At 63.6% G+C, this 26,103-nt stretch carries 28 protein-coding genes; 15 read left to right on the forward strand and 13 right to left on the reverse strand.

Features of this window, described 5'->3' with window-relative positions; translation table 11 throughout:
• Positions 1 to 240 precede the first annotated feature (240 nt).
• The 5 genes from I6F24_RS11130 to I6F24_RS11150 all read left to right on the forward strand — a co-directional run bounded on the left by I6F24_RS11130 (position 241) and on the right by I6F24_RS11150 (position 4,765).
• Entirely contained in the window at positions 241 to 1,074 is an 834-nt protein-coding gene (locus I6F24_RS11130) for a cytochrome c oxidase subunit II (protein ID WP_036022267.1), read from the forward strand.
• A gap of 73 nt (positions 1,075 to 1,147) precedes the next feature.
• A complete protein-coding gene (locus I6F24_RS11135; protein WP_036001499.1) occupies positions 1,148 to 2,926 on the forward strand; it encodes a cbb3-type cytochrome c oxidase subunit I in 1,779 nt (592 codons plus the stop codon).
• A complete protein-coding gene (locus I6F24_RS11140) occupies positions 2,923 to 3,627 on the forward strand; it encodes a cytochrome c oxidase subunit 3 (RefSeq protein ID WP_036022264.1) in 705 nt (234 codons plus the stop codon). The genes I6F24_RS11135 and I6F24_RS11140 overlap by 4 nt, the downstream gene beginning before the upstream one ends.
• Before the next feature lie 13 nt (positions 3,628 to 3,640).
• Positions 3,641 to 4,363: a heme-copper oxidase subunit III family protein gene (locus tag I6F24_RS11145; protein ID WP_036001504.1), complete on the forward strand. Its 723-nt coding sequence runs from the start codon at positions 3,641 to 3,643 to the stop codon at positions 4,361 to 4,363.
• A gap of 9 nt (positions 4,364 to 4,372) precedes the next feature.
• Positions 4,373 to 4,765: a cytochrome C oxidase subunit IV family protein gene (locus I6F24_RS11150; RefSeq protein WP_036001507.1), complete on the forward strand. Its 393-nt coding sequence runs from the start codon at positions 4,373 to 4,375 to the stop codon at positions 4,763 to 4,765.
• A 25-nt stretch (positions 4,766 to 4,790) separates the two neighbouring features.
• On the opposite strand, the gene I6F24_RS11155 is transcribed toward I6F24_RS11150, so the two are convergent.
• The 3 genes from I6F24_RS11155 to I6F24_RS11165 form a co-directional block, all read right to left on the reverse strand.
• Entirely contained in the window at positions 4,791 to 6,548 is a 1,758-nt protein-coding gene (locus I6F24_RS11155; RefSeq protein WP_225149443.1) for an NAD+ synthase, read from the reverse strand.
• A gap of 214 nt (positions 6,549 to 6,762) precedes the next feature.
• Positions 6,763 to 7,116 (reverse strand): diacylglycerol kinase, encoded by a 354-nt coding sequence (locus I6F24_RS11160; protein ID WP_036001513.1) that lies wholly within the window; start codon positions 7,114 to 7,116, stop codon positions 6,763 to 6,765.
• Positions 7,117 to 7,120: 4 nt separating this feature from the next.
• Entirely contained in the window at positions 7,121 to 8,509 is a 1,389-nt protein-coding gene (locus I6F24_RS11165) for a 3-deoxy-7-phosphoheptulonate synthase class II (protein WP_225149442.1), read from the reverse strand.
• 181 nt (positions 8,510 to 8,690) lie between these two features.
• Between I6F24_RS11165 and I6F24_RS11170 the strand changes: the two genes are divergently transcribed.
• Positions 8,691 to 9,587 carry an alpha/beta fold hydrolase gene (locus I6F24_RS11170; protein WP_225125862.1) on the forward strand — a complete coding sequence of 299 codons (897 nt, stop codon included), beginning with the start codon at positions 8,691 to 8,693 and terminating at the stop codon, positions 9,585 to 9,587.
• A gap of 7 nt (positions 9,588 to 9,594) precedes the next feature.
• Here I6F24_RS11170 and I6F24_RS11175 read toward each other — a convergent pair whose 3' ends face one another.
• From I6F24_RS11175 to I6F24_RS11195, 5 genes are all read right to left on the reverse strand, one after another.
• Positions 9,595 to 9,858, reverse strand: coding sequence for a hypothetical protein (locus I6F24_RS11175; RefSeq protein WP_036001521.1), 264 nt, complete (start codon positions 9,856 to 9,858; stop codon positions 9,595 to 9,597).
• A gap of 202 nt (positions 9,859 to 10,060) precedes the next feature.
• Positions 10,061 to 10,645 carry a TIGR00645 family protein gene (locus I6F24_RS11180; RefSeq protein ID WP_036022249.1) on the reverse strand — a complete coding sequence of 195 codons (585 nt, stop codon included), beginning with the start codon at positions 10,643 to 10,645 and terminating at the stop codon, positions 10,061 to 10,063.
• Between the two features lie 31 nt (positions 10,646 to 10,676).
• On the reverse strand, positions 10,677 to 11,324 hold the full coding sequence (locus tag I6F24_RS11185) for a TerC family protein (protein WP_036022248.1): 648 nt from the start codon (positions 11,322 to 11,324) through the stop codon (positions 10,677 to 10,679).
• Entirely contained in the window at positions 11,321 to 11,683 is a 363-nt protein-coding gene (locus tag I6F24_RS11190) for a hypothetical protein (RefSeq protein ID WP_036022245.1), read from the reverse strand. The genes I6F24_RS11185 and I6F24_RS11190 overlap by 4 nt, the downstream gene beginning before the upstream one ends.
• 2 nt (positions 11,684 to 11,685) lie before the next feature.
• The gene (locus tag I6F24_RS11195; RefSeq protein ID WP_225149441.1) at positions 11,686 to 12,153 is read right to left on the reverse strand and encodes a TerB family tellurite resistance protein; all 468 of its coding nucleotides are present in this window, start codon (positions 12,151 to 12,153) and stop codon (positions 11,686 to 11,688) included.
• Positions 12,154 to 12,512: 359 nt separating this feature from the next.
• Between I6F24_RS11195 and I6F24_RS11200 the strand changes: the two genes are divergently transcribed.
• From I6F24_RS11200 to I6F24_RS11215, 4 genes are all read left to right on the forward strand, one after another.
• Positions 12,513 to 13,340, forward strand: a complete 828-nt coding sequence (locus tag I6F24_RS11200; protein WP_225149732.1) for a class II glutamine amidotransferase — start codon at positions 12,513 to 12,515, stop codon at positions 13,338 to 13,340.
• A gap of 18 nt (positions 13,341 to 13,358) precedes the next feature.
• Entirely contained in the window at positions 13,359 to 14,588 is a 1,230-nt protein-coding gene (locus tag I6F24_RS11205; protein WP_225149440.1) for a carboxylate-amine ligase, read from the forward strand.
• Positions 14,589 to 14,653: 65 nt separating this feature from the next.
• Positions 14,654 to 14,839, forward strand: coding sequence for a hypothetical protein (locus tag I6F24_RS11210; RefSeq protein ID WP_225141415.1), 186 nt, complete (start codon positions 14,654 to 14,656; stop codon positions 14,837 to 14,839).
• Positions 14,840 to 15,162: 323 nt separating this feature from the next.
• Positions 15,163 to 16,302, forward strand: a complete 1,140-nt coding sequence (locus I6F24_RS11215; protein WP_225149439.1) for a glucuronate isomerase — start codon at positions 15,163 to 15,165, stop codon at positions 16,300 to 16,302.
• A gap of 209 nt (positions 16,303 to 16,511) precedes the next feature.
• Here the strand turns inward: I6F24_RS11215 and gor are convergent, their stop codons facing one another.
• The 3 genes from gor to rpiA are packed head-to-tail and all read right to left on the reverse strand — an operon-like array spanning position 16,512 to position 19,218.
• The gene (gene gor / locus I6F24_RS11220; protein WP_225125865.1) at positions 16,512 to 17,900 is read right to left on the reverse strand and encodes a glutathione-disulfide reductase; all 1,389 of its coding nucleotides are present in this window, start codon (positions 17,898 to 17,900) and stop codon (positions 16,512 to 16,514) included.
• A gap of 47 nt (positions 17,901 to 17,947) precedes the next feature.
• Positions 17,948 to 18,490: a DUF2059 domain-containing protein gene (locus I6F24_RS11225; RefSeq protein WP_036022233.1), complete on the reverse strand. Its 543-nt coding sequence runs from the start codon at positions 18,488 to 18,490 to the stop codon at positions 17,948 to 17,950.
• Positions 18,487 to 19,218 carry a ribose-5-phosphate isomerase RpiA gene (gene rpiA / locus I6F24_RS11230; protein WP_036001558.1) on the reverse strand — a complete coding sequence of 244 codons (732 nt, stop codon included), beginning with the start codon at positions 19,216 to 19,218 and terminating at the stop codon, positions 18,487 to 18,489. The genes I6F24_RS11225 and rpiA overlap by 4 nt, the downstream gene beginning before the upstream one ends.
• A 175-nt stretch (positions 19,219 to 19,393) precedes the next feature.
• Here rpiA and I6F24_RS11235 point away from each other — a divergent pair, with 175 nt between their 5' ends.
• The 5 genes from I6F24_RS11235 to I6F24_RS11255 all read left to right on the forward strand — a co-directional run bounded on the left by I6F24_RS11235 (position 19,394) and on the right by I6F24_RS11255 (position 25,380).
• Complete coding sequence (locus I6F24_RS11235; protein ID WP_225149438.1) at positions 19,394 to 20,101, forward strand: HAD family hydrolase; 708 nt, start codon at positions 19,394 to 19,396, stop codon at positions 20,099 to 20,101.
• A 266-nt stretch (positions 20,102 to 20,367) separates the two neighbouring features.
• Positions 20,368 to 21,387, forward strand: a complete 1,020-nt coding sequence (gene moaA / locus I6F24_RS11240) for a GTP 3',8-cyclase MoaA (protein ID WP_225149437.1) — start codon at positions 20,368 to 20,370, stop codon at positions 21,385 to 21,387.
• A gap of 169 nt (positions 21,388 to 21,556) precedes the next feature.
• On the forward strand, positions 21,557 to 22,138 hold the full coding sequence (locus I6F24_RS11245) for a TRAP transporter small permease subunit (protein ID WP_036001566.1): 582 nt from the start codon (positions 21,557 to 21,559) through the stop codon (positions 22,136 to 22,138).
• 27 nt (positions 22,139 to 22,165) lie between these two features.
• Positions 22,166 to 23,821 carry a TRAP transporter large permease subunit gene (locus I6F24_RS11250; RefSeq protein WP_109144150.1) on the forward strand — a complete coding sequence of 552 codons (1,656 nt, stop codon included), beginning with the start codon at positions 22,166 to 22,168 and terminating at the stop codon, positions 23,819 to 23,821.
• A 269-nt stretch (positions 23,822 to 24,090) separates the two neighbouring features.
• A complete protein-coding gene (locus tag I6F24_RS11255; RefSeq protein ID WP_036034498.1) occupies positions 24,091 to 25,380 on the forward strand; it encodes a M20/M25/M40 family metallo-hydrolase in 1,290 nt (429 codons plus the stop codon).
• Positions 25,381 to 25,470: 90 nt separating this feature from the next.
• Here the strand turns inward: I6F24_RS11255 and I6F24_RS11260 are convergent, their stop codons facing one another.
• Positions 25,471 to 25,767, reverse strand: coding sequence for a type II toxin-antitoxin system RelE/ParE family toxin (locus tag I6F24_RS11260; protein WP_036034500.1), 297 nt, complete (start codon positions 25,765 to 25,767; stop codon positions 25,471 to 25,473).
• Positions 25,757 to 26,032, reverse strand: coding sequence for a type II toxin-antitoxin system ParD family antitoxin (locus I6F24_RS11265; protein WP_036022224.1), 276 nt, complete (start codon positions 26,030 to 26,032; stop codon positions 25,757 to 25,759). Before I6F24_RS11265 ends, I6F24_RS11260 begins: the two co-directional genes overlap by 11 nt.
• Positions 26,033 to 26,103: the final 71 nt, after the last annotated feature.

The following is a 26,103-nucleotide window of genomic DNA, read 5'->3' on the forward strand; positions in this document are numbered from 1 at the left end:
CAATCACACCAATTCGGGCACCTCTATTGCTCTATTGACGCCGGATTAGGCTGGGATCATTTTAGACGCAGACGCCCTTAGAGTTGAAGGTCGCGAGCGTTCTCTTGATTTCGCGATCGGTGGACTGGGCGAAGCAAGAGGCCGGCGATGGCATATGCCAAGAAAGGCCAGCCATCGCGACAGACATGAGCTCCGCCCGGGATTCGTATCCGTAGCCTTCGATGGCAAGGATGGATCAGGATGGCTGTCGCACTGATACTGCTTCTGGTCGCGATCGGCTCGGTGCTGTTTCACATCTACAGCCCGTGGTGGTGGACGCCGATCGCCACGAACTGGGCCTATATCGACCACACGATCAACATCACGTTCTGGATCACGGGCTTTGTTTTCGTCGCCGTGATCGCCTTCATGGCTTACTGCGTCTTTCGCTTTCGCCATAGAGAGGGAAGAAGGGCTGACTACAATCCGGAAAACAAAAGGCTCGAATGGTGGCTGAGCGTCGGGACCGGCATCGGCGTCGCGGCCATGCTGGCGCCTGGCCTCGTGGTCTGGCACCAGTTCGTGACGGTGCCTGCGGATGCCACCGAGATCGAGGTCATGGGCCAGCAATGGCAGTGGAGCTTCCGCCTTCCGGGCAAGGATGGGCAGTTGGGCACATCGGATGTCCGCAACATCGCTTCCGACAATCCGATGGGGCTCAATCGTGACGACCGGCACGCGCAGGACGATGTCGTGATCGAGAGCGGCGACCTGCACCTTCAAGTCGGAAAGCCGGTCAAGGTTCTCCTCCGCTCGGTTGATGTCCTGCACGATTTCTACGTGCCCGAATTCCGGGCCAAGATGGACATGGTTCCAGGCATGGTGACCTATTTCTGGATCACGCCGATCCGAACCGGAACCTTCGATGTCCTCTGTGCGGAGCTTTGTGGCACTGCTCACTATCAAATGCGGGCCAAGGTCATCGTCGACGAAGAGCGTGAATATCACGCTTGGCTGGAGCAACAAAAAACGTTCGCAGAATTATCGCCGGCAAAAGCCGTCGTGAAGACGACGTACCAATCCGGCAGCAAGTAGCAAGCTGCCGCCGAAGATAGATCGGGCGCAAGAGGCCAGCGCCTCCCCCCGATGGAACGACCGAGGAGGTTCTATGGTCGATGTTCCATATGAAGGAATCCCCGGCATCCCGCCTGCCGAAGTACCTGACGTCGAGCTCTATCATCCGCGGAGCTGGTGGACACGATATGTGTTCTCGCAGGACGCCAAGGTGATCGCCATTCAGTATTCGCTGACGGCCACGGCCATCGGGCTGGTGGCCCTGGTGCTGTCGTGGCTGATGCGGCTGCAACTGGGATTCCCCGGCACGTTCTCTTTCATCGATGCCAACCAGTACCTCCAGTTCATCACCATGCACGGCATGATCATGGTGATTTACCTGCTCACCGCATTGTTCCTGGGCGGCTTCGGCAACTACCTGATCCCGCTGATGGTCGGCGCCAGGGACATGGTCTTCCCCTATGTGAACATGCTGAGCTACTGGATCTACCTGCTCGCAGTCCTGGTGCTTGCCTCGACATTCTTCGTGCCCGGCGGCCCCACCGGCGCCGGTTGGACGCTGTACCCGCCGCAAGCAATCCTTTCAGGAACGCCCGGGCAGGATTGGGGCATCCTTCTCATGCTCGCGTCCCTGATCCTGTTCATCATCGGCTTCACCATGGGCGGGCTGAACTATGTGGTCACTGTGTTGCAGGCGCGCACGCGCGGCATGACCTTGATGCGCCTGCCCCTGACGGTGTGGGGCATTTTCACGGCGACCGTTATGGCGCTCCTCGCGTTCCCTGCATTGTTCGTTGCCTCGGTCATGCTGCTGTTCGACCGTCTCTTGGGAACCAGCTTCTTCATGCCCGCTCTCCTCGAGATGGGCACGCTTTCGAAACATGGCGGCGGCAGCCCGTTGCTCTTCCAGCACCTGTTCTGGTTTTTCGGTCATCCCGAAGTCTACATCGTCGCCCTGCCCGCCTTCGGCATCGTCTCCGATCTGATCAGCACGCATGCGCGCAAGAACATCTTTGGTTATCGCATGATGGTCTGGGCGATCGTAGCCATCGGCGCGCTCAGCTTCATCGTATGGGCGCACCACATGTATGTGAGCGGCATGTTCCCGCAATTCGGGTACTTCTTCGCCACCACGACGCTCATCATCGCAATCCCCACCGCGATCAAGGTCTACAACTGGGTGCTGACCCTGTGGCGCGGCGACATTCATCTCACGGTGCCGATGCTGTTCGCCCTCGGCTTCATCGTCACCTTCGTGAACGGCGGGCTCACCGGCCTCTTCCTCGGCAACGTCGTCGTGGACGTGCCCCTCTCGGATACCATGTTCGTGGTCGCCCATTTCCACATGGTGATGGGCGTGGCGCCCATCATGGTCGTGCTCGGCGCGATCTATCATTGGTACCCAAAGGTCACGGGGCGGATGCTGAACGAGGCCATGGGCAAGTTTCACTTCTGGGTCACCTTCCTCGGCGCCTACCTGATCTTCTTCCCCATGCACTATCTTGGACTGCTCGGGGTCCCGCGCCGGTATTTCGAACTCCTGGATACGACGTTCATTCCGTCCTCGGCCCATTCACTCAACGCCTTCATCTCCGTGGTGGCCTTGATCGTCGGCTTTAGCCAGATGGTGTTCCTGTTCAACCTTGTCTGGAGCCTGTTCAAAGGTGAGGCCTCAGGCGGCAATCCGTGGCGGGCGACGACGCTGGAGTGGCAGACGCCGGAGACGCCCCCGGCGCACGGCAACTGGGGCAAGGAGCTCCCTGTCGTGTACCGCTGGGCCTATGATTACAGTGTGCCCGGTGCCGCGGAGGACTTCATTCCGCAGAACCAGCCGCCGCGTGCGACTCAGCTCGTTCAGGGAGCTGCTTCGTGAGCGCCATCATCCTGTTCCTGGCTGTGCTTGCGGTGATCGCCGGATGGTGGCTGTCGCAGCAGCGCCTGACGGCCAAGCCCTGGCTGGAGGAAGGCCCGGCCGGTGACTTCCCCGGCGGCGATGCCATAACCTGGCCGGCAGCGAAGATCGGACTTGGCGTGTTTCTCGCGGTCGCGAGCGCCTTGTTCATCCTCTTCATCAGCGCCTACTCGATGCGCATGAGCGTGGTGGACTGGCGGCCGCTGCCGGTGCCACGGCTGCTGTGGGTCAACACGGGCGTCCTGGTCCTGAGCAGTGTCGCGCTGCAATGGTCGTACGTGGCCGCGCGCCGACACGATACCGAAGGCGTCATGATCGGTCTGCTCGCGGGCGGAGCATCTGCCGTGATCTTCCTCGCCGGGCAGCTCCTGGCCTGGCAACGGCTCGGGGCTGCGGGATATTTCGTGGCGTCCAATCCATCGAATTCCTTCTTCTACCTGTTGACCGCAGTGCACGGGCTGCACCTGACGGGCGGTCTGGTGGCCTTGGGCCGAACCTCGGCCAAGATGTGGCGCGGCGCCGAGATCGCCGACATGCGCTTGAGCGTGGAGCTGTGCGCCATCTACTGGCACTTCCTGCTGTTGGTCTGGCTTGTCCTGCTCGGTCTTCTCACCGGCTGGACCGACGATTTCATCGACATCTGCCGCCAATTGCTGAGCTAGGAGGCGAGACCAGATGGCTGAGACCGTGCTGACAAATCCGGGCCAATCGCCTGCGCGGCTTGAAGGCTGGCGCGGCATCGCCGCCGACTGGGCGTCCGATCAGCGCGCCTTCAAGAACGTGTCCTGGGGCAAGGCCATGATGTGGATCTTCCTCCTCAGCGACACATTCATCTTCAGTTGCTTCCTGCTCTCCTACATGACGGCGCGCATGTCGACGACCGTGCCGTGGCCCAATCCCAGCGAAGTCTTCGCCCTCGATATCGGGGGCAACCACATGCCCCTGATCCTGATCGCCATCATGACCTTCGTGCTGATCAGCAGCAGCGGTACGATGGCGATGGCCGTCAATTTCGGCTACCGCCGCGATCGGGTGAGAACCGCGATCCTGATGCTGGTCACTGCAGCCTTCGGCGCGACCTTCGTCGGAATGCAGGCCTTCGAATGGACCAAGCTGATCATGGAGGGCGTCCGGCCCTGGGGCAATCCATGGGGCGCCCCGCAGTTTGGTGCGAGCTTCTTCATGATCACCGGCTTCCACGGCACCCATGTGACGTTCGGTGTGATCTTCCTGATTGCCATCGCGCGAAAGGTCTTTCGTGGCGACTTCGACGTCGAGAGGCGCGGCTTCTTCACGAGCCGAAGGGGGAATTACGAGATCGTCGAGATCACGGGCCTATACTGGCACTTCGTCGATCTCGTGTGGGTGTTCATCTTCGCATTCTTCTATCTTTGGTGAGGTCGGCGCATGACAAACGCGGCGGTACACATGGAAGAGCGGCTCCACGCTCCGGCGCACGGCGCAGTCGCAACGGAAGCCGTTCACGCCGAGGGGCAACAGCACCCGATCAAGCTCTACCTCGTGGTCTGGGGCTGGTTGTTCGTCCTCAGCACGTTCTCCTACCTCGTCGACTACTTTGGCCTGCATGGCTATCTGAGGTGGTCGCTGATCCTGCTGTTCATGATGTTGAAGGCCGGCCTGATCGTCGCCGTCTTCATGCACATGGCCTGGGAGCGGCTGGCCTTGACCTATGCCATCCTGCTGCCGCCGGTCGTGGTATTCGTATTTGTGGCGATCATGGCGCTCGAATCCGAATACACACGCTTCCTGAGGGTGCTGTTTTTCGCAACCCCGTCATAGCGCCTGCCGTCGCTCAGGCTAGGCTTCACCCCTCGAATGCGTCGATTGACGCCGTGCTTCCACGTGACACCAGCGCCTCATCCGTCGCCGGCAACGGCTGGCCCTTGTCGCGAAAACGGTTGGTGATGGGATAACGGCGGTCGCGGCCGAAATTCTTCGGTGTCACCTTCACCCCAGGCGCGGCCTGGCGGCGCTTGTATTCGGCGACGTTGAGCAGATGATCGATCCGGATCACCGTCTCGCGGTCGAAGCCGGCGGCGATGATCTGGTCGAGCGGCTCCTCGCGCTCGACCAGGCGCTCCAGGATGGCATCGAGCACGTCGTAAGGCGGCAACGAGTCCTGATCGGTCTGGTTCTCGCGCAGCTCCGCGGTCGGCGGGCGCGTGATGATGTCGGGCGGGATCACCTCGCCGGCAGGGCCGAGCGCGCCCTCCGGCTTCCAGGAATTGCGCAGGCTTGCCAGGCGGAACACCTGCGTCTTGTAGATGTCCTTGATCGGGTTGAAGCCGCCGTTCATGTCGCCATAAAGCGTGGCGTAGCCGACCGACATCTCCGACTTGTTGCCGGTCGTCACCACCATCAGCCCGGTTTTGTTGGAGATCGCCATCAGCAGCGTGCCGCGGGTGCGGGCCTGGAGGTTCTCCTCGGTGATATCGGGCGGCAGGTTCTTGAAGATGCCGGACAGGATCGTCTCGAACCCGGTCACGGCTTCGGCGATCGGCAGCACCTCGTAGCGGATGCCGAGATGGCCGGCGAGCTCGCCGGCATCCGCGATCGAATGCGGCGCGGTGTAGCGGTAAGGCAGCATCACGCCATGCACCTGGTCGACGCCGAGCGCGTCGAGCGCGATCGCCGCGCAGAGCGCCGAATCGATGCCGCCGGAGATGCCGAGCAGCACGCCTGGAAAGCCGTTCTTGGTGACGTAATCGCGTAAGCCCAGCACGCAGGCGGCGTAGTCGGCCTTGTCGCCCTCGGGCAGCTCGGCGATCGGCCCGCTGCAGCGCCAGTCGTCGCCGTTTCTGCTGAAGCGCAGCGTGACGATGCCCTCTTCGAAGGCCGGCAGCTGCGCCGCGAGCGAGAGATCGCCATTGAGCGCGAAGGATGCGCCGTCGAACACGAGCTCGTCCTGGCCGCCGACCTGGTTGAGATAGACCAGCGGCAGCCCGCTCTCCGTGACGCGCGCCACCGCGACCGACAGGCGCACGTCGTTCTTGTCGCGGGCGTAAGGCGAGCCGTTCGGCACCAGGATGATCTCGGCGCCGGTCTCGGCCAGCGTCTCGACCACGTTCTCGTAATCCTCGGACTCTTCCAGCCAGATGTCCTCGCAGATCGGCACACCGATGCGCACGCCGCGCACAGTCACGGGACCGGCGGCAGGGCCGCGCGAAAACAGCCGCTTCTCGTCGAACACGCCGTAATTCGGCAGGTTGCACTTGAAACGCAGGCTCGCGATGCGCCCGCCGTCGAGCAGCGCACAGGCATTGTAGAGCATGCCCTCCTCGACCCAGGGCGTGCCGACCAGCATCGCAGGCCCGCCATCGGCGGTCTCGCGCGCGAGGCTTTCGATCGCGGCGCGGCAGGCGGCCTGGAAGGCGGGCTTCTGCACCAGGTCTTCCGGCGGATAGCCGGCGATGAACAGTTCTGGAAACAACACGAGATCGGCGCCGCCGGACTTGGCCTGCGCCCGCGCCGCGCGCGCCTTGGCCGCATTGCCCTCCACGTCGCCCATGGTCGGATTGAGCTGGGCGAGCGTGACCGCGAATGTGTCGAGACGTTCGGTCATCGCGCGCTCGCTTTCACCTCTCCCGAAGGGAGAGGTCGAATTGCGTCGGAGATGCAATTCGGGTGAGGGGTTACGGTGTCTCGTGGGAGCTGAGCTCCCTCACCCGATTTGAGCTCGACGATGCTCCGCATCGCGAGACACAAATCGACCTCTCCCCGTTGGGGAGAGGTGAAGGGACCTCGGACACCCACGCGCAATGGATTGTCTCCGCGCTCTAGAGGAACCCCAATCGCTCGATGATGGCAATGATCCAGAACGCGCCGGTCATCAAGAGCGCAACGCCAACCGCGGCCGAGCCCATGTCCTTGACTCGGCCGATCTGCTTGTCGTGATCCAAGGTCAGCCGGTCGGCGAGCTTCTCGATCGCGGTATTGAGCAACTCGACCGTCAGCACGAAAGCGACAGAGCACACCAATTCGACCGCGCGCATCGCGGTGGCGCCGATGAACCAGGCGAGCGGCACCGACAGCAGCAGCGCAAAGATCTCCTCGCGGACCGCCTGCTCCGACCGGAACGCAAAGGCCAGCCCGTTGCGGGAATTGATCGTGGCCTTCCAGATCCGCAGCAAGGTCTTACAGCCCCGCTGCGGCCGGAATCGGCTTAGCCTTGCCGGCGCGCTCCTGCTTGAGCAGCTCCGCGACCAGGAACGCCATATCGATGGATTGCTCGGCGTTGAGGCGGGGATCGCAGACCGTGTGGTAGCGATCGTTGAGATCCTCATCCGTGATCGCGCGGGCGCCGCCGAGACATTCGGTGACGTCCTGGCCGGTCATCTCCAGATGCACGCCGCCGGCATGGGTGCCCTCGGCGGCGTGGACCGCGAAGAACGACTTGACCTCGGACAGGATGCGGTCGAACGGGCGAGTCTTGTAGCCGGACGTCGAGGTGATGGTGTTGCCGTGCATGGGATCGCAGGACCAGACCACCACCCGGCCCTCGCGCTTCACGGCGCGGACCATGTTCGGCAGATGCTCGCCAATCTTGTCGGAGCCGAAGCGGCCGATCAGCGTCAGCCGGCCCGGCTCGTTGTCGGGATTGAGCACGTCGATCAGCTTCAGCAGCTCGTCCACCTTGAGCGAGGGGCCGCACTTCAGCCCGATCGGATTCTTGATGCCGCGGAAATATTCGACATGGCCGTGATCGAGCTGGCGGGTGCGGTCGCCGATCCAGATCATGTGGCCCGAGGTCGCGTACCAGTCGCCGGTGGTGGAATCGACGCGGGTCATGGCCTGCTCGTAGCCGAGCAGCAGCGCCTCATGGCTGGTGTAGAAATCGGTGGCACGCAGCTCCGGATGGCTCTCGAGGTCGAGGCCGCAGGCGCGCATGAAGTTGAGCGCGTCCGAGATGCGGTCGGCCAGCTCCTTGTAGCGGCGTGACTGCGGGCTATCCTTGAGGAAACCCAGCATCCATTGATGCACGCTGCCGAGATTGGCGAAGCCGCCGGTGGCGAACGCGCGGAGCAGGTTCAGCGTCGCGGCGGACTGGCGATAGGCCATCAGCTGGCGCTGCGGATCGGGAATGCGCGCTTCGCTGGTGAAGGCGATGTCGTTGACGATGTCGCCGCGATAGCTCGGCAGCTCGACGCCATTCACCTTCTCGGTCGCCGACGAGCGCGGTTTCGCGAACTGGCCGGCGATGCGGCCGACCTTCACCACCGGCACCGCGCCGGCATAGGTCAGCACCACCGCCATCTGCAGCAGCACGCGGAAGAAGTCGCGAATGTTGTTGGCGCCGTGCTCGGCGAAGCTCTCGGCGCAGTCGCCGCCCTGCAGCAGGAAGGCCTCGCCGGCCGCAACGCGGCCCAAGGCCTTCTTCAGATTGCGCGCCTCGCCTGCGAACACCAGCGGCGGAAAGGTCGCAAGCTGCGCCTCGACGTCGGCCAAAGCCCTGGCGTCGGGATATTCGGGCACCTGTAGCACCGGCTTGCTGCGCCAGGACTCGGGCGTCCACCGCTCGGACATCGCAATCTCTCCGTGAAGCAAAAACCACAACCTGATCTAGGGGTTGCGAGGGCCGCCTTATACACAGGCCGGCCACGCCCCGCCAGTTGTAAATCCATTTCGCAGCGCAAACCCTTGCGGCCAAAGCCGAATTCGCATTTGCTTGGGCAGGCTTGAGGAATCCGACAGGACACCGACCGCCATGGGCGCGGCACTGGATGACGTTTTCATCGACGAGATCAGCTTCCCGGCAGCCGACGGCTATGCCCTGACCGGCACCCTGTTCCTGCCGCGCGGCGCCAAGCGCCATGCCGTCCTGATCAATTCGGCGACCGCCGTGCCGCGAAAGATCTATCGGGGCTTTGCCTCCTACCTCGCCCATCGCGGCTGCGCGGTGCTGACCTACGATTATCGCGGCATCGGCGATTCCCGCCTGCCGGCGATGGTCGGCTACAACCAGCCGAAATCGCTGGTCGGCTTCAAGGCCTCGATGTCGGACTGGGCGGCGCTCGACGTCACCGCCGCGGTCAGCTGGATGCGCGAGCGCTATCATGCCCTGCCGCTCGCCTATATCGGCCATTCCTTCGGCGGCCAGGCGCTCGGGCTGATCGCGAATAACAGCGATATCTCGCGCGCGGCCTTGGTGGCCTCGCAGGCCGCGACATGGCGGTTGATGACCTCGCCGGAAAAATACCGGGTCTACGCCTTCATGAATTTTGTCGGTGTGCCGCTGGTCAAAGCACTCGGTTACGCACCGGGCTGGGCCGGTATTGGCGAGGATTTGCCCAAGGGCGTCTTCCTGCAATGGACCGAATGGGTCTCGAGCCCGCGCTATCTGTTCGATTCAAAGCTGCCGGCACTCGAGAACTTCGCCAGGTTCAAGGGCGAGCTGCGCTCGCTATGTTTCTCCGACGATCCCTGGGCGACGCGGCCCGCGGTCGAGCTGCTCGCGAGCGGATTCACTGCGATCAAGCCGGAGGTGCTGATGGTCAAACCGTCCGACGTCGGCGCCAAGGGAATAGGCCATTTCGGCTTCTTCCGCCCCGAGCACCGCGACACGCTGTGGCGCGGCGTCGCGGAATGGATTCAGGGGGAATGAGGCTGCGTCAGCGGATGATCGTCGTCAGCGACGAGTAGCGCCGGTTCGGCTTGGCGTCGCTAGGTGCGAACTGCGCGAAGGCGTCGCTGACGCGCACCGCCGGCGGCGTGTCGCTCGCGAACCTAAACTCCTTCGGCCGCGGTGCGTAGAAGCTTGCGCGGTAATAAGCGTCGTCGAAGCGCGCCTCGCCGACGCCGAACAATGCGTCACAGACCAGCAGGAGCGCGTAGACTCCCGCGACCGCTGCGACGATCTCCCTGAGAATTGTCATGCCCGATGCCCTGCCCTTTGCGGGCAGGATGCAGATCGGTTCCAAAGGCCTGGTTTAAGGCGCCCGGCTTCTTGTCGGCAGCGTTTGCCGGCACTGAACCGATTGCAGACAATTTTATCGATCTCGAAAGAGAGCCCGCCCAACCGGACGATCAGGCGGGCTCCAGGATTGGCCGCTCGGGAGGTATTGGGCGGCCAGCTTATCAGCCGTGCTCGGCCGCCTTGCGATGGCCGCTCTCGCTGAGGCGGTCGACCCAGGCGATGCCGACCGCCGAGACGATGAAGGTCATATGAATAAGCACCTGCCACATTACCCCGCTCTCGGTGAAATTGCTGCGGGTCGTGCCGAGATTGCCGGCCTCGATGAAGGTCCTGAGCAGCGAGATCGAGGAGATGCCGATGATCGCCATTGCGAGCTTGATCTTGAGCACGCTGGCATTGACGTGACCGAGCCATTCCGGCTCGTCCGGATGGCCGCTGAGGTTCAGCCGGGAAACGAAGGTCTCGTATCCACCCACGATTACCATGATCAGAAGGTTCGAGATCATGACGACGTCAATCAGCCCGAGCACGACCAGCATGATCTGCTGCTCGCTGGCGTCGAATGAATGCAAGACGAGGTGCCAGAGCTCCTTGAGGAACAACAGCACATACACGGACTGGGCGACAATGAGGCCAACATAGAGCGGCAGCTGCAGCCAGCGCGAGCCGAAGATCAGCTTCGGAAGCAGGCCGACCGGCGGCAACGGCGCGGCCCGCGCCGAAGGTGCTTTGGGTTCAGACGTCATTGATCACTCCGGACTGCGGTAGATTGTCGCCTCAGAGACTCGCAATCACCGGTGCAAGTTCCAGCGTGCCGCGATAGATCATCTCAAACGAGACGTAAAGGATGATGGCGAGGCCGACATAGGCCACCCAGCGCTGCTTCTGGAGCAAACGGCCAAGCAGATCCGCGGCAACGCCCATCATCCCAACCGACAAGAGCAGGCCGAAGGCCAGGATGTAGGGATGCTCCCGCGCGGCGCCCGCGACCGCGAGCACGTTGTCGAGCGACATCGACACGTCGGCGGCGACGATCTGCACCGCCGCTTGGCCGAAAGTCTTCTGCGTTACCGGCTGCTGTACCGGCGCAGCACCTGCGCCGTTACTATCGAATGCGAGTTCTTTCGAATGCGCGGCCTGCTCGCGCAGCTCGCGCCACATCTTCCAGCAGACCCAGAGCAGCAACACGCCGCCGGCGAGCAGAAGGCCGATCACTTGCAGAAGCTGGGTCGCAACGCCGGCGAAGGCGATACGCAGTGCGGTGGCAGCGGCGATACCGACGATGATGGCGCGGCGGCGCTGCTCGGCCGGCAGGCCGGCAGCCGCAAGGCCGATGACGACGGCATTGTCGCCGGCGAGCACGAGATCGATCAGGATGACTTGAAACAGCGCGGACAGCGCTTCGGCGGTGATGAGTTCAGTCATGATTGATCATTCCTAGAGGCAGACGGATCGAGCCAATGCGGCTTGCGCCGCTCGATCCAGTCGAAGACTTTTGAACGGGAGGAGCGCAGCGCAGGCACGTCCTCGGCGAGCAGAGCAAGGCCGAGCGGCAGCATCCAGACGCCGAGCACCGGGAGGATGGAGAGCACACCGCCGACGACCAGCAGCGTACCCGAGGGGATCCTGACCCAGCGGCTGGACGGCTTGAGCAGATAGGTCAGGGTGTCGCTCATGCGCGGCGGCAGGCGGTCGACGAGCTTGGCCAGGCGCGGGTCTCCACCAGCGATCTGCTCGGTGTTCCCCTCGGTTTGCCTGGCGCGCTCGTTCGAAATCGTGCTCATGCTTACCCCTTCGAGGCGGCCTGCAGCTTGGGGCCCGGCGCACTCGCCCCGACCGGCTTCGCGCGCGGCAGCACCAGCGTCAGCAAGCGCAACAATTTAATCGCCTGGACTTCGTGGGGATGTACGTCCTCGTCTGCGGCAGCAACGCGCTCCGACAGCTCCACCAGATGCGACGACAGCGGCAGGTTCGAAACCGGTCGCAGCGTATCGATCACGACGTTGGCAAAATCCGGCTCTTCGAGCCGTTCGGCGAGTTCGTCGAACATCGCACGGAGCCCTTCGTCGCCGATGTGCGGCGCCAGCTTGCGGTCTCTGATGAAACGGATCACCTCGTCGCGTTCGACGGGTGAGACGCGCCGGTCAGCAACCGCTACCAGGGCGCCCACGATCACCACGGCCGCCGCGGCCTGCTCATTCAGGCTGGACGGTTCCGTGATCTCGATCGAATTTGAGGACTTGGTTCCGGACATCGTAGCTCCCTTAACTTGCGAAATAGCCGCACGGAGCTGCGATGGGGACGAATGGTCGGAGAAAACGAAACAGGGGGCCCGACAATCGGCCGATCCATCGCATTCGCGCGGGACTGGTCATCCGACATCGCGAGGTTTGCCGACGAACGTCGACGTCCTCGCCAGAGGGGCCCGGATTCTTGTTCGCTTCAGAATTATAGGTACGCCTGTCGGAATCAAGGCGGACCGGCTGCGACCAGCCGCCGCATCCGTTCGGCGTTGCGGGATCGGTCATGCAACCCTTTCGCAGCTGGAACCATGCGTCCGTGACAGGTGTTGATGCACCTCGCGACGCATCAAACCGCCTGGCAGGAACCCGCATGTGCCGCTGGATCGCATACCGGGGCGAAACCACCTCGTTCGAGCCTTATGTCACCGAACCCGAGCATTCGCTGATTGCGCAGAGCATCCGCTCGCTTCAGTCCACGGCGGGCTCGAACGGAGACGGCTTTGGTCTCGGCTGGTATGGCGAGCACCCCGAGCCGGGCCTTTATCGCGAGACGCGCCCGGCGTGGTCGGACGAAAACCTGCGCTACCTCTGCCGGCATCTGCACTCGCATCTGTTCTTCGCTCATGTGCGTGCCGCAACCGGCACGGCCGTGACGCGGCAGAATTGTCATCCCTTTGCCTGCGGGCACTGGATGTTCATGCACAACGGGTTCGTCGGCAGCTGGAATCGGCTGCGGCGCAAAGTCGAGGCGCTGATTCCCGATGCCTACTATCCGTCGCGGCTGGGCACGACGGATTCGGAAGCCGTGTTCCTGGCCATGATGGGGGCCGGTCTCGAGCACGATCCGCTCGGCGCGACACAGTCCGTGCTGCAATCGCTCCTCGGATTCGTCAATGAAGGCGGGCTTCGGGAGCGGCTGCGCTTTACCAGCGCGATTGCCAACGGCCGCGACCTCTACGCATTTCGGCTCTCGGTGAACGATGCCGCGAACACGCTCTACTTCCGCGAGGACGGCGGGCAAGTCATCGTCGTCTCCGAGCCGTTCGATAAGGAATCGGACTGGGCGGAAGTCCCGCCGAACCACGCCCTGATCGCGCGAGCGTCCGAAGCCGTCAAAATTGTTCCGTTCGACCCTGCAATTTCCAGTACATTGGGTGCGGAACCGGCCACAATCAGACGGATTATCGCCCGCAGGTAATGACCGCGCCGGTGGCCAATGACATTTGCTTCAGACGTTTCAAAGCTGCTGCGTCTTGCCCCCTCCGAGGACAAGCAGCATGTCGTCATCCGTTCTGCCGGCGGCGGCGGCAATCCGGCGGAATATTCCTTCGGCATCGAGGAGGAATACTTCCTCGCTGACCGACGCAGCTTCGAGGTCGCGATCCGCACGCCCAACGAGCTGTTCGAATCGGCAAATTGGTCGACCGGCGGCCAGGCCATGCGCGAGATGCTGCAATCGCAGCTCGAGGTCGCAACCAACGTTCATGTCGACGTGAACGACGCGCGCGAGGAGCTGCGCTTCCTGCGACGCGAGGTCGCGAACGTCGCTGCGCAATACGGCTTCGTGATCATGGCCTGCGGCACGCACCCGAGCGCAGTCTGGCGCATGTCGCAGCCCAGCCCGAAACCGCGCTACGAGGAGATGATCGAGGATCTGCGCAGCATCGGCCACCGCAACATGATGTGCGGCATGCATGTGCACGTGCAGCTGCCGGATCCCGAGAAGCGCATGGCGGTGATGCGGGCCATGCTGCCGCATCTGCCGCTGTTCATCGCGCTGTCGACGTCCTCGCCGTTCTGGAATTCGCACAAGACCGGATTGAAGGGCTACCGCCTCGCGGCTTATTCCGAGCTGCCGCGCAGCGGCCTGCCCGAATTGTTCGAAGGCAAGCAGGATTTCGACGCTTATGTCGGCGCGTTGCAGCGCTCCGGCGTGATCCCGGACGAAAGCCACATCTGGTGGGCAATGCGCCCCTCCATGAAGCATCCGACGCTGGAGCTTCGCGCGCCCGACACCTGCACCTTCGTCGACGACGCGGTTGCCATCGCCTCGCTCTACCGCTGCCTGACGCGGCATCTCTATCTGCGCCCTCAGCTGTCCCGGGAGGTCACTGCGGTCGAGCGCGCGATCGCGGTCGAGAACAAATGGCGCGCCCAGCGCTACGGCACCGACTGCATCTTCGCCTCCACGGACGGGCCGGTGACGATCTCGGAGCTGCTCACCGGGGTGATCGACGACATTGCGGAGGACGCAGCCGCACTGAACTGCTCCGCCGAGATCGAACACTGCCGCACCATCGTCGCGCGCGGCAGCTCGGCGGAATTCCAGCTTCGCGCCCATCGCGAAAGCGGCGACGACATCGCAGCCGTGTCACAATGGATCGCTAACTCTACGCTGTCGGGAACGAGCGCGCCTGTGCATCGCAGCGCTCCTGCGCCGTCATAGCGCCCCGCGCAAGCTTGTGCGACGAAAATGCCATTCCTGAGTTACGGAGATCGTTGGAGAAGCGCATGAATCGCACCACACCCTGCACCGGCTGCGGCCATGCGCTTGTCCCGATGCTGACGGCCCACGGCCACACGGAGCCGAGCTGCCTCTGGTGCGAAGGCTTCGACGCGCGCGCCATGGACATGGCGAAATGGGCAGGCAGCCCGTCCGGCAAGCCCGAGCCGGCGCTCCCGCGATCATTCGACTGAACCGTGCCGGGCGCCCGTCGCGGGCCGACTGCATGCGCTTTTGCAGGGCATGCCGACAAATTAGACAAGACAAGCCGCTGCGCCCACTGACGCTTGTCCGGAGAAGTCGGGCGAGTTCGGCGCCACCCATTGTCTAACCTCAGGTGCAATCTCGATTATTTGCGCGTCGCGTGCAGCCGGCGGACCAGCGCGCCGCATTGCGCTCCGGCTGGCCTGAAATTCGCAAGACAGCATCAGGCCAAGTCCCTGCCCGGCCCCGATGAGGAGCGGCCAGTCACGCGCGCTCGGCTTCCGGGATGAATGGCCTCAGATCGGAGAATGCCATGAACGTGCATGCTGCCGGAGACATCAAATTCACCGGTCTCACCCGTCCGAACGGCGCGCCGCTGCGCCTCAACGATCAGGACTTCGTGGCGATCGATCGCGACAAGAATGCGAATTTCGAGGCGACCTACCGGCCGCAGGCGCTCTACAACCGCGCCAACGAAGGCTTCCACGCCAACAACGAAACCTTCCTGCTGCACGAGGTGGCCACCAATCTGCCGATCTACCGGCCCGACACCGGCCCTACCGACTTCCATTTGCATCTGCCGCCGGGCGGCTTTCAGCTCGTGCTGGTCACCTCGGGCGCGTTCACCTTCGACTATGACGGCCGCTGGTACAATGTCGGCCCGGGCGCGGTGATGCTCCAAAGCGCGATCGTGCATCGCCAGCTGTTCTACACGTGGTCGGGCCTGTCGACCGAAGAGAATTTGAAGACGCCGCAGACGGTGGTGCCCGATCCGATCTCGATGGGCTATTCCGGCAAATTTCTCGAAGCCTTCATCACCGATCCCACCACCTTTCCGAACCCGACCATTGTCGGCCCGGATCAGATCAATGAGGACGAAACGCCGCGCGTGGCCTGGAGCCATCCGCTGCATGACCGCCCGGCCGATGCCGGCTTCTGGCTTCAGGATCCCCTGGCGCTCGACGCACTGTTCAAGCCGCTCACCGATGGTTCTGTCAGATCGGCGATGCCGGTTTACGTACGCGACATCGGCATCGAGATTCCGAGCGGGCATCTCGTCACCGGCCACATCATCGCGACCGACCCGCGTGGCCACGCGCTCTTGCCGAAGAGCACGTCTGCCGCGGCGGACGCGACCCGCTTTGCCAAGGGCGAGGTCGTGATCTATCGCGTCATTCGCGGCATGGCCGAGTTCAAGAGAAAGTCCGGCGAGAGCTTTGAACTCTCTGCCGGCGACGTGGTGACGGCGGGCAAGGATTCCATCAACCTGATCGGCGTCGGCGAAAACACCCAGGTCCTCCGCCTCGGCCTGCTCAAGGGCATGAACGAGCTGCGCAGCTGGACGGCGACACAGCGCGACGAGATCGACGGCCTCGCCGGTCAGATCATCACGCAAAAGGACGTGCGTCCCCTGCGCACCGAAGGCAAGCCGGTCGGATATCTGTACGGCTAGGCGGCTCGCAGCTAGGGTCTTCTTCCCTTCTCCCCTTGTGGGAGAAGGTGGCGCGAAGCGCCGGATGAGGGGTTCTCTCAGCTCGTAACACTGTTCGTGAGGAGAGAGACCCCTCACCCGTCTCGCCGCTCCGCGGCGATCCACCCTCTCCCGCAAGGAGAGAGGGTAAGCGCGCACCAACTTCGGTTGAGTGTGCTCGTGCCGCCGTCCTACTCCGCCGCCTGCCGCACGTGCCGTGCGGTCGGGGTGCGCATGGTGACGAGCTCTTCGGCCGCGGTCGGATGCAGCGCGATGGTCGCGTCGAAATCGGCCTTGGTCGCCTTCATCTTCACCGCGATCGCGACGGCTTGCGTGATCTCGGCGGCGGCATCGCCGACAATGTGACAGCCGAGCACGCGGTCGGTCGCGCCGTCGACCACGAGCTTCATCAGCACGCGGGTGTCGCGGCCGGACATCGTCGCCTTGATGGGCCGGAACGTCGTCTTGTAGATGTCGACGTGGCTGAATTGCGCGCGCGCCTCGGTTTCCGTCAGGCCGACAGTGCCGACCTCCGGCTGCGAGAACACGGCCGTCGGGATATTGGCGTGGTCGACCTGCACCTCGCGCTTGCCGAACACCGTGTCGGCGAAGGCATGGCCCTCGCGGATCGCGACCGGCGTCAGGTTGAAGCGGTGGGTAACGTCGCCGATGGCATAGATGCTGTCGACCGAGCTCTTGGAGAAATGGTCGACCGCGATGCCGCCGTTGGCGGGATTGATGGCGACGCCGGCATTCTCCAGGCCGAGATTGGCGACGTTCGGATGGCGGCCGATCGCGAACATCACCTGGTCGGAGGCGAGGCTCGAGCCGTTCGACAGATGCGTGGTGAAGTCCTCGCCGTGGCGGTCGACCTTGGTCACGGTGCAGCCGGTGAGGATGGTGATGCCATGCTTCTCCATCTCGGCGCGGACATGGGTCCGGACATCCTCGTCGAAGCCGCGAAGAATGTTTTCGCCGCGATAGATTACCGTCACATCGGAGCCGAAGCCGGCGAAGATGCCGGCGAATTCCAGCGCGATATAGCCGCCGCCCTGGATCACGATCCGCTTCGGCAGCCTCGCAAGATGAAACGCCTCGTTGGAGGAGATCACGTGCTCGATGCCGGGGATCGCCGCGCCATGGTTGGGCGCGCCGCCGGTGGCGATCAGGATGTACTTCGCCGTGACCTTCCTGTCGTTCTCGAGCAGGCGGACGGTGTGCTTGTCCTCGATCACCGCGCGGCTCTTGACGATCTGCGCGCCTGATTTCTCGACGTTGGCGGTGTAGGCCGCCTCCAGCCGCGCGATCTCCTTGTCCTTGTTGGCGATCAGCGTCGGCCAGTCGAAGCTGGCGGGCGGAACGGTCCAGCCGAAGCCGGCGGCGTCCTCGAGCTCGTGACGGACATGCGAGCCGATCACGAACAGCTTCTTCGGCACGCAGCCGCGGATCACGCAGGTGCCGCCCATGCGGTACTCTTCCGCGATCATGACACGGGCGCCGTAGCCGGCCGCGATCCGGGCGGCACGGACGCCGCCCGAGCCGCCACCGATGACGAAGAGGTCGACGTCGAAATCAGCCATTATCCACTCCGACCCCTTTGCAGTAACGACCCTTCAGATAGGTGCGCTCAGATCTCCTTGCCACGCTTGCGCATCTCGGCCCGGAAGGCGCCCATCACCGTTTCCGAGAAGTTCTGGGCCCAGCTGTTCATGAACGCCATGCTCTGCCCGATCGCGCGCGGCTCGGCATCGATCAGCTTCTTGCCCAGCGGCGACTTGTAGAAGGTGACGAGGTCCTTCAGCTCCTGCTCGGTGAACTCGCTGGCATAAATCTGCGCCATGCCTTCGCCGATCTCGCTCTGGCGGCCGTTGAGCTGCTGGGCCACGATCGGCGCGACCTCGTTGAGGTCCTTCTGGTAATTCAGGTTCTGCTGGATCAGCGCGCCCTTGGTCTTCTCGACCATGCCCGGCACGGCGCCCGCATACATCCCGGCGGCGTTCTTGATCTGCAGAATTTCCTTCGCTGCCGCAATCGCTGCGGGCGACGCCTTCGGCAGGGCCGGCGCCGCGGGAGCCTTCTGGCCCGCCTGCTGCGCGGCGACCGGGGCGGCCGAAAGGGCCAATCCCGCAGCGAGAGCCGCAGCCGGCAAGATTTTCAACACGTTCTTCATTCCTGGTCTCCTTTCGGCTTGCGCCGTTCAATCACGCGGATTCCGCCACCGCCCGCCAGAACGGCCGAGCTGGCCAAGCCGATGAACAGCCCGTGCTCGACCACACCGGGAATGGCGCTCAACGCCTTGGCGAGACCGGGGGGATCCGTAATACGTCCGAGCTGGGCATCGACGATCCAGTGGCCGCCATCGGTGACGAAAACGTGGCCGTCCTTGTCCCCGCCTTTGGCCTTGCGGACCGCCATTTGCCCGGAAACGCCGCATTCGGCAAATGCCTTTTCGATCGCGCGGCGCGTCGCACCGAGCCCGAACGGGATGACCTCGATCGGCAGCGGAAACTTGCCGAGCGTCGGCACCCATTTGCTGTCGTCGGCAATCACGATCATGCGGTCCGAGGCGGCCGCCACGATCTTCTCGCGCAACAGCGCGCCGCCGCCGCCCTTGATCAGATTGAGCTCGGGATCGATCTCGTCGGCGCCGTCGATCGTGAGGTCGAGATGGTCGATCTCGTCCAGCGTCGTCAGCTTGACGCCGCAGCGTTCCGCATCGGCCCGCGTCGCCTCGGAGGTCGGCACGCCGATCACCTTGAGCCCGGCGGCAACGCGTTCGCCGAGCAGCTCGACGAAGTGCTTGGCGGTCGAGCCGGTGCCGAGCCCGAGCTGCATGCCGTCGCGCACTTCCTCCAGCGCACGCGCCGCAGCCTGCCGCTTCAATTGGTCCATGGTCACGTGTGCGCCTGCCTTGTGAAGTCTCGGCCGATTCCGGCCGCTTTCGGGGGCCTATGTAGCCTCGTTTTTCCCAGGAGAACAGGGCCTGGAACAGGGTCTGGGAACAGGCCTATAAGGTGATCTTATGGGCCCGCCCCTTGCGCGGATAGGACCGGGCCGGTAGCGCTTGGGAATCATGACCTCCTTCAAGACGACTTCCCCTCACACCATCGTCTTCGATCTCGACGGCACGCTGGTGGATACGGCACCCGACCTGATCACGGCACTGAATTACGTGCTCGACCGCGAAGGCCTGCCGCCGGTGCCGATGGCCTCGGCCCGCAACATGATCGGCGCCGGTGCCCGCAAGCTGATCGAGCGGGGGCTGGAAGCGGAGGGCCGCACCGTCACGCCCGCGGACATGGACCGGATGACTGCGGATTTCATCGCGTACTATGCCGACCATATCGCGGTGGAATCCCGCCCCTTCGAGGGTCTCGAGGCCGCGCTCGACCAGTTTTCGGCGCAAGGCCACCGCCTCGCGGTCTGCACCAACAAGCTGGAATGGCTGTCGAAGCGCCTGCTGGACCAGCTCGACCTCAGCCGCCGCTTCGCGGCGATCTGCGGCGCGGACACTTTTGGCGTCCAGAAGCCCGATCCGACTATTTTTCGGGAGACGGTGGCCCGGGCCGGCGGCGACGTGAAGGCCAGCATCATGGTCGGCGATGCCGGAACCGATGTCGGTGTCGCCCGGCGGGCCGGCGTGCCCGTGATCGGGGTCAGCTTCGGCTACACCGACGTGCCGATCGCCGAGCTGAAGCCGGACCGCCTGATCCACCACATGCGCGACCTGCCGGCGGCCGCGATCAGCCTGATGACGGCAAGCAACACAGCAACGCTTTGATAGGATTGCCATTTTCGCCGCCTCACATCCCGAATGGATGCATAGAGGGCTGACTTCACCGGCGCCGCGGGCGTTGCCGGTCGTACGCGGAACCCAGCTGCGAGCCGCACCGAACGAGCCGAAATCCCGCGCCGAGGGGGTCACATGCGTCAGTGCTGCACTCACGTATACCACCCGATTGTCCTTGCCGCGTCCGATGCTTAGATTGCGTCGACCGCACCGCTGCAGCAAAGGTGCGCCCGTCGCCATAAGTGAAGGCCTCTCGCATGACCGGATCCGCCGCATTGTCGACCCCGATGACCGATCCGTTCGGGCGGACCATCACCTACTTGCGCGTCTCCGTCACCGACCGCTGCGACCTGCGCTGCTTCTACTGTATGTCCGAAGACATGACGTTCCTGCCCAAGGCGGACCTGCTGACGCTGGAGGAGCTCGATCGGCTCTGTACGGCCTTCATCGCCAAGGGCGTGAAGAAGCTGCGCCTCACCGGCGGCGAGCCCTTGGTCCGCCGCAATGTGATGTCGCTGGTGCGCTCGTTGTCGCGGCATCTGTCGAGCGGCGCGTTGAGCGAGCTGACGCTGACCACCAACGGCACCCAGCTTGCGAAGCACGCGCGGGAGCTCGCCGATTGCGGCGTCCGCCGCATCAACGTCTCGCTCGACACCCTCGATCCCAAGAAGTTTCGCGAGATCACCCGCTGGGGCGAGATCGACAAGGTGCTGGAGGGCATCGAGGCCGCGCGCGCCGCAGGGCTCGCCGTGAAGATCAACGCCGTGGCGCTGAAGAACCTCAACGAGGACGAGCTGCCTTCGCTGATGCGCTGGGCCCACGGCAAGGGCATGGGCCTGACGCTGATCGAGGTGATGCCGATGGGCGAGATCGGATCGGGCCGCATTGACCAATATCTGCCGCTGTCGCTGGTGCGCGCCCGCCTCGCCCAGCAGTTCACGCTGACGGATCTGGCCGAGAGCACCGGCGGTCCGGCCCGCTATGTCGGCGTCGCCGAGACCGGCGGCAAGCTCGGCTTCATCACGCCGATGACCCATAATTTCTGCGAATCCTGTAATCGGGTACGCATCACCTGCACCGGAACGCTGCACACCTGCCTCGGCCATGAGGATGCCTCCGATTTGCGCAAACCTCTGCGTGCATCGAGCGACGATCTATTGCTTGCGGATGCGATCAACCGCGCCATCGGGCTGAAGCCCAAGGGCCACGATTTCATCATCGACCGCCGCCACGACCGGCCCAGCGTCTCCAGGCACATGAGCGTCACCGGCGGCTAACTCCGTATAGTTGCGGCCCTATTCCCCTTAACTATCAACAAACTTCCGATTGACTGGCGGCACGCCCGCTGGTTTGGTGCGGCGGCCTCATGCCTGCGCGGCGAGATAAGCCACGCGCCATCTCGGCGCAGTCAAGACGGCCGGGGCACAATCGGGGGAGGACCTATCGTTGCAAGCGCTCCTTAAGCTGAGCAGCAGGATCGACGCGTTCACGCGCTGGACCGGCAAACGTATTGCGTGGCTGATCGTGCTCGCCGTTGTCATTTCGGCGGTCAACGCGATCATCCGCAAGACGTTCGACACCTCGTCCAATTCGTGGCTCGAGCTGCAATGGGTGCTGTTCAGCATCGTCTTCCTGCTCTGTTCGCCCTGGACGCTGCTCGACAATGAGCACATCCGCATCGACATCGTAAGCAACACGATGCCCAAGAAGGCGCGCAACGTCATCGACATCGTCGGTCACGTGTTCTTCCTCATTCCGATCTGCATCGTCATGATCGTCACGGGCGTGCCGTTCTTCCTGCGCTCCTTCCAGATCAACGAGCAATCCGGCAATGCCGGCGGCCTGCCGCAATGGCCCGCCAAAGCCCTGATCATGGTGGGGTTCGCCTTCCTTCTGGTCCAAGGCATTTCCGAGCTGATCAAGCGGATCGCGGTGATGCGCGGCTTGATACCGGACCCGCACGAATCGCAGGTGTCGGCGCTGGAAGCGGAAGTCGAGCATCTCGTTGAAGCGATCGAGAAGAAGTAGCCGTTGGCGACGGTGTAGGGGGAATCCATGACCGCATTCATCATCGCCAATATGGCGCCCATCATGTTCGTATCGCTGGTCGTCATGCTGCTGCTCGGCTATCCGGCGGCATTCTCGCTCGGCGCCGTCGGCCTGTTCTTCGCCATCATCGGCGTCGAGCTCGGCCAGTTTCACCCCGACTTCCTCCAGGCCTTGCCGGAGCGCGTCTATGGCGTGATGAACAACGACACGCTGCTCGCGATCCCCTTCTTCACCTTCATGGGATTGGTGCTGGAGCGGTCGGGCATGGCCGAGGACCTGCTCGACACGATCGGCCAGCTGTTCGGCACGATCCGCGGCGGCCTCGCCTATGCCGTGATCTTCGTCGGCGCGCTGCTCGCTGCGACCACCGGCGTGGTCGCGGCGTCCGTGATCTCGATGGGCCTGATCTCGCTGCCGATCATGCTGCGCTATGGCTATGATCGCCGCGTGGCCGCCGGTGTCATCGCCGCCTCCGGCACGCTCGCGCAAATCATTCCGCCCTCCCTCGTCCTGATCGTGATGGCCGACCAGCTCGGCAAGTCCGTCGGCGACATGTACGAAGGCGCCTTCATCCCGGGCCTCGTGCTTGCCGCCCTCTACGCCGGATACGCTTTCCTCGTCAGCATGATCTGGCCGAAGGCGGCGCCCGGCCTGCCGAAGGACGCCATCGGCTTCCGCGAAGAGAACGGCGATCGCGGCCTTGTATCGCTCGGTGTGCTGTTCCTCGCGAGCTGCGCATTCGGATGGCTCATGATGCGCAATTCCAGCACTCGTGGCGCCGATTACGTGGTGCTCAGCATGTTCTACGGCATCATCTTCGCATTCGCCGTCGCCGTGCTGAACTGGGTGGTGGATAAGCTGACCGGATTCCGTTTCCTCTCGAAGATGGCGCAGCAGACCACCTTCGTGATGGTGCCGCCGCTGTTCCTGATCTTCCTGGTGCTGGGCACGATCTTCATCGGCATCGCCACGCCGACCGAAGGCGGTGCGATGGGTGCCGCCGGCGCCCTCATTCTCGGTGCCGTGAAGCGGCGGCTGAGCTGGGACCTGATCCGGCAGGCCACGGAATCGACCGCCAAGCTGTCGGCCTTCGTCGTGTTCATCCTGGTCGGCGCCCGCATCTTTTCGCTCACCTTTTACGGGGTCAACGGTCACGTCTGGGTCGAGCACCTGCTCACATCGCTGCCGGGCGGCCAGATCGGCTTCCTGATCTTCGTCAACGCGCTCGTATTCGTACTGGCCTTCTTCCTCGACTTCTTCGAGCTGGCCTTCATCGTGATCCCGCTACTGGGACCGGCCGCCGAGAAGCTCGGCATCGACCTGATCTGGTTCGGCGTCATTCTCGGCGTCAATATGCAGACCTCGTTCATGCACCCGCCGTTCGGATTCGCGCTGTTCTATCTCCGGTCCGTCGCGCCGAAGGAGCGATACACCGATCGGGTCACTGGCAAGCGGATGGACCCCGTCACCACCGGCCAGATCTATTGGGGTGCGGTGCCCTTCGTCGTCATCCAGATCATCATGGTCGGCCTCGTGATCGCGTTCCCGTCGATGGTGATGCACTACAAGGGCGTGCAGACGAACATCGATCCCAGCACGATCAAGATCGAGGTGCCGCAGATCGAGCTGCCTCCGCTGGATCTCGGCCCTCCGCAGAAGTAGTGCGACAACTGGTTCTAGCAGCGAGCGCCCACACCCTCTTCCCTTCTCCCCTTGTGGGAGAAGGTGGCGCGAACGCAGTTCGCGCCGGATGAGGGGTTTCTCTCCGCGCATTTTACTCGCCGTCGGACTCGCGGAGACAACCCCTCACCCGGCTTCGCTATCGCGAAGCCGCCCTCTCCCACCAGGGGAGAGGGTGCAGCACGGCCGCGTGACAAGCGCCGCGAACACAGGCATATCGGCTCCTTCTTCAACCGAAGGACTGTCCGCTCATGCCCCGATCGCACCTCGCTTCCACGTTCTTTGGAACGTTGATCGCCTCACTCTGGCTGGCATCTGCCGCAACGCTGGTGCACGCCGAGCCGGTCGCCAACGTCCATGCGCTGGCGCAGAAGGAACAGCAGCCGCTGCTCGACACGCTGCGCGATCTCGTCAACATCGAATCCGGCAGCAAGGACATCGAAGGCCTGAACCAGATCGCCGAGCGCATTGCCGGTCAGCTCAAGCAACTCGGCGGCACGGTGGAGATCCTGCAGCCGACTGACATCTATCGCCTCGACGACACCCCCGAAAAGATCGGGCCGGCCGTACACGCCGTGTTCAAGGGCACGGGGTCCAAGAAGATCATGCTGATTGCCCACATGGACACGGTGTACCTGAAGGGCATGCTGAAGGACCAGCCGTTCCGCATCGACGGCGACAAGGCCTACGGGCTCGGCATTGCCGACGACAAGCAGGGCATCGCGCTCATTCTCCATACCGTAGCATTGCTGCAGAAGCTGAACTTCAGGGATTACGGCACGCTCACGGTGCTCACGAACGGCGACGAGGAGATCTCCTCGCCCGGCTGGCGCAGCACCATCACCAAGCTCGCATCGGATCAGGACGTGGTGTTCTCGTTCGAAGGCGGCGGCACCGACGGCACGCTGCGCCTCGCCACCAGCGGCATCGGCTCGGCCTATCTCACCGTGCATGGCAAGTCGTCACATGCCGGCGCACGGCCCGAAGGCGGCGTGAATGCGCTGTACGAGCTCTCGCACCAGGTGCTGCAGATGAAGGACTTGTCCAAGCCCGAGCAGGGCCTGAAGCTGAATTGGACGGTGTCCAAGTCCGGAACCAACCGCAATGTGATCCCTGCCGAGGCGACGGCCCAGGCCGACGCGCGCGCCCTCAAGGTGTCCGACTTCGACGAGTTGCAGAAGGCGCTGCAGGACAAGATCAAGAATCGCCTGCTGCCCGATTCCAGAGTCGAGCTGAAGTTCGAGGTGCGGCGCCCACCGCTCGAACCCAGTGAGGCCTCGCGCCGGGTGGCGGCCTATGGCAAGACGATCTATGGGGAGATCGGACTATCCCTCAAGGTCGACGAGAAGGCCATCGGCGGCGGCACCGACGCGGCTTTCGCCGCGCTGCAATCCAAAGGAGCCGTGGTGGAAGGCATGGGCCTGTCGGCCTTCGGCGCGCACTCCAACGATGCCGAATATGTGCAGGTGGGCAGCATCGTGCCGCGGCTGTATCTGACGACACGCATGATCATGGACCTGTCCACCGGCAAGCTGAAATAGCGGCTCGGTCGCCGCGTTTCACTTTCAGGCTTGCCGCCCTCCACGGCGAACGAGACCGAGCGAAGCTGTTTCGTCAGGAACAGGAAGCGTTCAGAGATCGTCTTCGAAATGACGTCCGGCATATGCGATTGTGACGATCTCGACCTCTGTCTTCAGGACACGGAACGCGATCGTCACGCGCCGCTCGAATCCGACGGTACGCAGACCTGGAAGAAGATCGTCGCGACTGGTCCCACGTTTGGGAAAGGTGGCGAGAGCCATGCATGCCTTCTCGATACGGTCGATATAGCCGCCTGCAATTCGGTAGCCGGCACGTTCTGCGATGTACTCGTAAAGGCCGACCAGATCGGCCTCCGCCTCCGGTCGGAATACGACCTTAAGTGCCACGCTTGGCTGCCTTCACGTTTCTGGCGTGACGAGTCCGCAGGCGCTTGAAAACATCGCTCGCAGCAACGCTTGGGCGAGGATCCTGGACCGAAGCTTGGACCTTGGCGGCCAGATATTCGTCAAGCGCGGCATCCTGACGATCGAGGGCGCGGAGGGCCGAGCGCATGACTTCGCTGGCAGAGGCATATTCGCCTGACTTCAGGCGGGCTTCCAGGCTCGCGCGCTGCGGGCCAAGAGTCACGGTGATCGGCTTGCTGGTCCGCATGTGGTTCCCCTTCAGTGCTCTACAACGCAAGATATGACAGTGTCATACATACCTCAAGCGCCATCCGGGCC

The sequence above is a fragment of the Bradyrhizobium sp. BRP23 genome (genome assembly GCF_020194135.1).
Lineage (GTDB): Bacteria > Pseudomonadota > Alphaproteobacteria > Rhizobiales > Xanthobacteraceae > Bradyrhizobium > Bradyrhizobium yuanmingense.

Coding starts and splice junctions, on each gene's coding strand:
- I6F24_RS11225 (WP_036022233.1), bottom strand. CDS start 18,490: ATGAAGAACGTGTTGAAAATCTTGCCGGCTGCGGCTCTCGCTGCGGGA.
- I6F24_RS11130 (WP_036022267.1), top strand. CDS start 241: ATGGCTGTCGCACTGATACTGCTTCTGGTCGCGATCGGCTCGGTGCTG.
- I6F24_RS11135 (WP_036001499.1), top strand. CDS start 1,148: ATGGTCGATGTTCCATATGAAGGAATCCCCGGCATCCCGCCTGCCGAA.
- gor (WP_225125865.1), bottom strand. CDS start 17,900: ATGGCTGATTTCGACGTCGACCTCTTCGTCATCGGTGGCGGCTCGGGC.
- I6F24_RS11175 (WP_036001521.1), bottom strand. CDS start 9,858: ATGACAATTCTCAGGGAGATCGTCGCAGCGGTCGCGGGAGTCTACGCG.
- I6F24_RS11255 (WP_036034498.1), top strand. CDS start 24,091: ATGCCCCGATCGCACCTCGCTTCCACGTTCTTTGGAACGTTGATCGCC.
- moaA (WP_225149437.1), top strand. CDS start 20,368: ATGACCGGATCCGCCGCATTGTCGACCCCGATGACCGATCCGTTCGGG.
- I6F24_RS11265 (WP_036022224.1), bottom strand. CDS start 26,032: ATGCGGACCAGCAAGCCGATCACCGTGACTCTTGGCCCGCAGCGCGCG.
- I6F24_RS11200 (WP_225149732.1), top strand. CDS start 12,513: ATGTGCCGCTGGATCGCATACCGGGGCGAAACCACCTCGTTCGAGCCT.
- I6F24_RS11165 (WP_225149442.1), bottom strand. CDS start 8,509: ATGTCCGAGCGGTGGACGCCCGAGTCCTGGCGCAGCAAGCCGGTGCTA.
- I6F24_RS11190 (WP_036022245.1), bottom strand. CDS start 11,683: ATGAGCACGATTTCGAACGAGCGCGCCAGGCAAACCGAGGGGAACACC.
- I6F24_RS11145 (WP_036001504.1), top strand. CDS start 3,641: ATGGCTGAGACCGTGCTGACAAATCCGGGCCAATCGCCTGCGCGGCTT.
- I6F24_RS11150 (WP_036001507.1), top strand. CDS start 4,373: ATGACAAACGCGGCGGTACACATGGAAGAGCGGCTCCACGCTCCGGCG.
- I6F24_RS11195 (WP_225149441.1), bottom strand. CDS start 12,153: ATGTCCGGAACCAAGTCCTCAAATTCGATCGAGATCACGGAACCGTCC.
- I6F24_RS11210 (WP_225141415.1), top strand. CDS start 14,654: ATGAATCGCACCACACCCTGCACCGGCTGCGGCCATGCGCTTGTCCCG.
- I6F24_RS11185 (WP_036022248.1), bottom strand. CDS start 11,324: ATGACTGAACTCATCACCGCCGAAGCGCTGTCCGCGCTGTTTCAAGTC.
- I6F24_RS11235 (WP_225149438.1), top strand. CDS start 19,394: ATGACCTCCTTCAAGACGACTTCCCCTCACACCATCGTCTTCGATCTC.
- I6F24_RS11170 (WP_225125862.1), top strand. CDS start 8,691: ATGGGCGCGGCACTGGATGACGTTTTCATCGACGAGATCAGCTTCCCG.
- I6F24_RS11250 (WP_109144150.1), top strand. CDS start 22,166: ATGACCGCATTCATCATCGCCAATATGGCGCCCATCATGTTCGTATCG.
- I6F24_RS11155 (WP_225149443.1), bottom strand. CDS start 6,548: ATGACCGAACGTCTCGACACATTCGCGGTCACGCTCGCCCAGCTCAAT.
- I6F24_RS11215 (WP_225149439.1), top strand. CDS start 15,163: ATGAACGTGCATGCTGCCGGAGACATCAAATTCACCGGTCTCACCCGT.
- I6F24_RS11180 (WP_036022249.1), bottom strand. CDS start 10,645: ATGACGTCTGAACCCAAAGCACCTTCGGCGCGGGCCGCGCCGTTGCCG.
- I6F24_RS11205 (WP_225149440.1), top strand. CDS start 13,359: ATGACATTTGCTTCAGACGTTTCAAAGCTGCTGCGTCTTGCCCCCTCC.